Raw genomic sequence first — 4,263 nt, forward strand, 5'->3', positions numbered from 1 at the left:
CTTCATCATCCCTCCCTGAATTTTATTGGAACACAGATTTTTACGGACAGATACAGGTACACACTTCTTAAATTTGTAAAATGTTTTATCTTAATCCCATCCCCCCCCGGCACCTTCTTATGGGGGGCAATGACTATATCAGTTCCTTCAATGGAAGACAACGATTGCAAGCGTCTTGAACAAATATGCATGAATTGTCTTTACGTGCACCGGCATGGCAATCTCTTTTAGGGACACTCCGTCCCTCCGCAAATACAGCATTCTCTTTTGTTGCTAACCACAAATAGCGTATGAACGAAAACAGATACTTTTGTCATTTTTGGTAGTTTTCATTTAAAGACTATATATCCCTCGTTGGCAAACGCCCCATCTATTCCCCACTGGCCAAGGCGAAAAGGGTGGCTCTTTTCTCCTTCTTTCACCACGAATTCATTGTCTGCAAAACGTCATCCATATTTTAAATATTCTTCAAGGTTTACTTGTCCATGGCATGGGCTGCACACAGTAGTTTTATAGGATTCCATTGTAGGCATTAAACAATAATTTTTCTAGATCATTGGGATCAAATGACACCGCCCAACCCCATTTGTCAAAACCACCATGATGATTCACTGCCCTGCACCACTCATCTAAAAATGCCCTCTTGGTTTTGTTCTGCTCGCTGTCCTGTCCTTTAGTTTCGAGAATGAGGTGTTCGCTGTTCTTTAATTTGATAATGAAGTCGGGAAAATATCTTCTGATAACTCCCTGGTAGATGTAAAGAATGGCGAAACCTAAATGGTCGTTCTTCACAAATGATTCTACAAGCTCACAATCGTTAATAGTTCTTGCCTCAAGAAATTCCATTTTACTGTCAACAACGGTAAAGTTGATATGCGTTTTTTTAAAGTTCTCACACGGTTTGCTTGTCCACCAGGTGCGCACATCAGCAGTCGAACGGATAGGATGCTCCTTGTCAAAAACCGGGGTGAGTTGCGTCGTATTCTCTGAGCGTATCTCATTCCAGATAAGCTGAATGACTTTGTTCACATTAAGCATAATCAAGATTCTCTTTCTTACTTCATCCTCATTGAACAAAGGATTTTTTATCCTGATTTTATCCGAACAGATAAATTGCTCAACAATTCCAATAAGTTGAATCAAAAACGTTTCCTTACTTCCTTTCCAGTCTGGCTTCTTCTCTGAATGGTAAATTGAAGATGCAATTCTGAATATGATAGACTGCATACGGAATTTTTCACCAATTTCTTTTAAATCAATCTCCGAGAGCGCCGCAGGATTTGGTTTCCCTACGATAATTGCAGCCAGTTCTGCCTCAGTAATTGATTCATAGGGATCGAGTTCAAGCGGTTTAACCTTTTCCGGGTTAATGGATAGTTGCGGTTTGTAAACATGGTCAATCCTCAGGACGTTCGGGAATGAGATTTTGTGTTCCGCCTTTTCTTTAACCGGTTCAATCCTGGTTTTTGGTGGTGGAGGCGGAGGGGGAGGCCCATCGGTTCCCTCATGAGGAATAAATGTGAAAGGCACACCGAAGATATTCACATACTCTGATTCAAACAAACCGTCCTTTCCTATATCATACGAAGTTCTCCGTAAACCACGGCCTACAACCTGTTCGCACAATAATTGACTGCTGAATGCCCGTAAGCCCATGATGTGGGTAACTGTTTTAGCGTCCCAACCTTCGCTGAGCATGCCTACGGAGATCACGTTTTGTTTTTGTTCACCGGGTTCTCCGATCTTGCCAACGGTATCAACCGTTTTTCTTAATAATTCAGCCTGTTGTTTTTTGGTTGATTTCTTTTTGTCATTCTGAGGCGAAGCCGAAGAATCTTCATCCTGAGATTCCTCGCTTTTGCTCGGAATGACATCTATAGATTCTGTTTCGGCCTCTGCCTTATCAAGAATGCTACTGTCAATTTGCAATATATTTTCTTGATCGCACAAATCTCCCAACCCGGCAACGGATAGTAAAAAGGCATCGTGATCAAAGGCATATTTGATGCGGGCTGATGTGTATGTCGTGTTTGCTACGGTTATCATCACCGGCGGAATTTTATATCCTGCCTTTTCCCAATCATCTTTAGCGGCCTTCCAGTCCTTACCCAAAAGCAGGTAGGCATTTTTGATGAGGTCGGGAAGCGGTTCGCTTCCTTCTGCCTTGCGGTTGATGTCGTCTTTCACGGTGGCATCCATGTAAATGTGATAGAGTCGTGAACGCAGATTCGCATCTACACGGGCATCATCACGGATGACAACCCTCGGCGTTTTTACCAGTCCTGACTCAATTGCATCATTCAACCCAAAATCGCTGACAATCCAGGGAAACAACGCCTCTTCCGTTGCTTTTTTCCCTGATGGGGCAAATGGCGTGGCCGATAAATCAAAACACCGTAGAATCCCCCTTGCCCGGTGAATCCTGTCCAGTCCACCTACCCAAACGGTGCTTTCTTCAATGTCTTCCTTTTTAACGCCTTTAATTTTACTTTCTGCCGGAATACGCCAGGCGTGATGGGCTTCATCATTTATCACGACAAGATTTGTTGCATTTGACATATCGCCCAGCGCTTCCCTCACGTAGGCCTCGTCACTTTTAGCGCCCCGTTTGTCGACGGTCTTCTTCTTTGCCAGTCTTTCTTCACTATCCCAAGCAAGGGCGTGCCAGTTAATGATTTTTACCTTGCCCTGCCGAAGTGATTCCATCAAACCCGATGGAACGATGTTAAACTCTTCATAGTAGTTCTCTTTGTCGAAGGGAGTCAAGACCGATAAGCGATTGCGAACCGTCAATCCCGGCGCAATCACGAGTACATTTTTGGAGAATCGTGTGTCTTTACTGTTGGCTACTTTATTCAAGACTTGCCATGCGATGAGCATACCCATGACAATGGTCTTGCCCGAACCCGTTGCCATCTTATTACACCATCGTGAAAACTCTCCACCATCACCGGGAATTTCAATGCCCGTGCGGTCGGCCTCCGGCGCTTCGGTAAGCCATATCAGGGTTTCAATGGCCTCTGACTGGCAAAAGAAAAACCTGCGATCTTTACGTTCTTCGGGGTCTTGCCAATGTTGCAGTAACCTTTTAGTAATACCGGTAACACCCGGATAGGCTTGCCCTCGCCATTTCTTTATCCGTGGTCGAATGGTATTAACCAATTTAATTTCAACAGGCTTTCCTGGGTCGTCAAATGATTTAGAGTTCTCTGAAGCCACAATATACCCTGCGGGCCTTCTGCCGTTCTGCTTGACGAATTCCCGCGTATCCCTTATATATTCCCAATACTGTCTTGGTTCTTCGTAAGGGGAATTGATAATGAGCTTATCTATTTTCTTCATAAATTTTTCTTAAGGGAAGGTATTTTATCAAGTTCAGTTATGAGAAACGGAAGATCGTCAGTAACCGTTTGCAGCACAATATCTTCCTTACTGCACATATTGCACCTCTGCCGACTCAACTACCTCCTTGCGGAAATAACGGCTTAAATCTTCCGGTGTCCTCAAATCCACTTTGCGTCCGATGATTTCACTTAATTCAATCTCCATGCCTGATAAGGTTATGAGACCTGGAATATGATCCGGTTTAAACTCAACGAGCAGATCTATATCGCTATCCGGCCCAAAATCACCACGCAGGCAGGAACCGAACAGCGACAGCTTGCGTATATGGTGCCGCTTACAGAATTCGGCAATCTTGTCTTTCGGCAATTCTATATGACTTTTCCTTCCCATAACTCCACCTTTATGATTTTAAGACCTTCAAACCGAGGTTTTAATCATCCTCATAAATTCCCTCCTGAAACTATTATCGAGGTTTAATCGAAATTTACATTCTCTGCTTAAGGTTTGGTTTTTCTACGGTGCGTTAGGGATCGATTCAATCAAAGCTTCGAAATGTGCCACGTCCTTTTGTTTAATTGTTTCTATGACAACCCCCACAACCTCACAACACTCTTTTAAGTCTGGAAAATTCAATGAACGTGGCAGCGAGTTATTATGAGAATAATGGTGTATGAATTTTAGAATCCTTTCTTTCGTTACTTTATCATCAATAAGATAGTCTAGTTTCTTATCGAGTCCCTGGTGTTTGGGCACTTTAAATCCTAAGAAGGCTTCGAGGTATCTTCTGATGATATTAGGTAAATTATATAAATGATAGAAATCTATTTTCGGATTGTTCTTGAAATCAATGATTATTAAAAATAGAGGGTCATCGTGTAGTCGTGTGGGTTCTTTTATATCTCCTTGAGCATACAGGTA

3 protein-coding genes are annotated in these 4,263 nt (G+C 42.9%); all 3 read right to left on the reverse strand.

Annotated features, from left to right (window positions below):
• Positions 1-510: 510 nt before the first annotated feature.
• Positions 511-3,342 carry a BPTD_3080 family restriction endonuclease gene (locus tag BIY37_RS03010; RefSeq protein WP_070066365.1) on the reverse strand — a complete coding sequence of 944 codons (2,832 nt, stop codon included), beginning with the start codon at positions 3,340-3,342 and terminating at the stop codon, positions 511-513.
• A gap of 87 nt (positions 3,343-3,429) precedes the next feature.
• A complete protein-coding gene (locus tag BIY37_RS03015) occupies positions 3,430-3,735 on the reverse strand; it encodes a nucleotidyltransferase family protein (RefSeq protein ID WP_070066366.1) in 306 nt (101 codons plus the stop codon).
• Positions 3,736-3,858: 123 nt separating this feature from the next.
• A partial coding sequence (locus tag BIY37_RS03020) for an AAA family ATPase (protein ID WP_179129249.1) occupies positions 3,859-4,263 on the reverse strand: 405 nt, incomplete at its 5' end.

Origin of the sequence: Candidatus Brocadia sapporoensis, assembly GCF_001753675.2 — a bacterium.
Classification (GTDB): domain Bacteria; phylum Planctomycetota; class Brocadiia; order Brocadiales; family Brocadiaceae; genus Brocadia; species Brocadia sapporoensis.

Bases quoted from the DNA above. Each gene is read 5' to 3' on its own strand.
- BIY37_RS03015 (WP_070066366.1), bottom strand. From the start codon at position 3,735: ATGGGAAGGAAAAGTCATATAGAATTGCCGAAAGACAAGATTGCCGAA.
- BIY37_RS03010 (WP_070066365.1), bottom strand. From the start codon at position 3,342: ATGAAGAAAATAGATAAGCTCATTATCAATTCCCCTTACGAAGAACCA.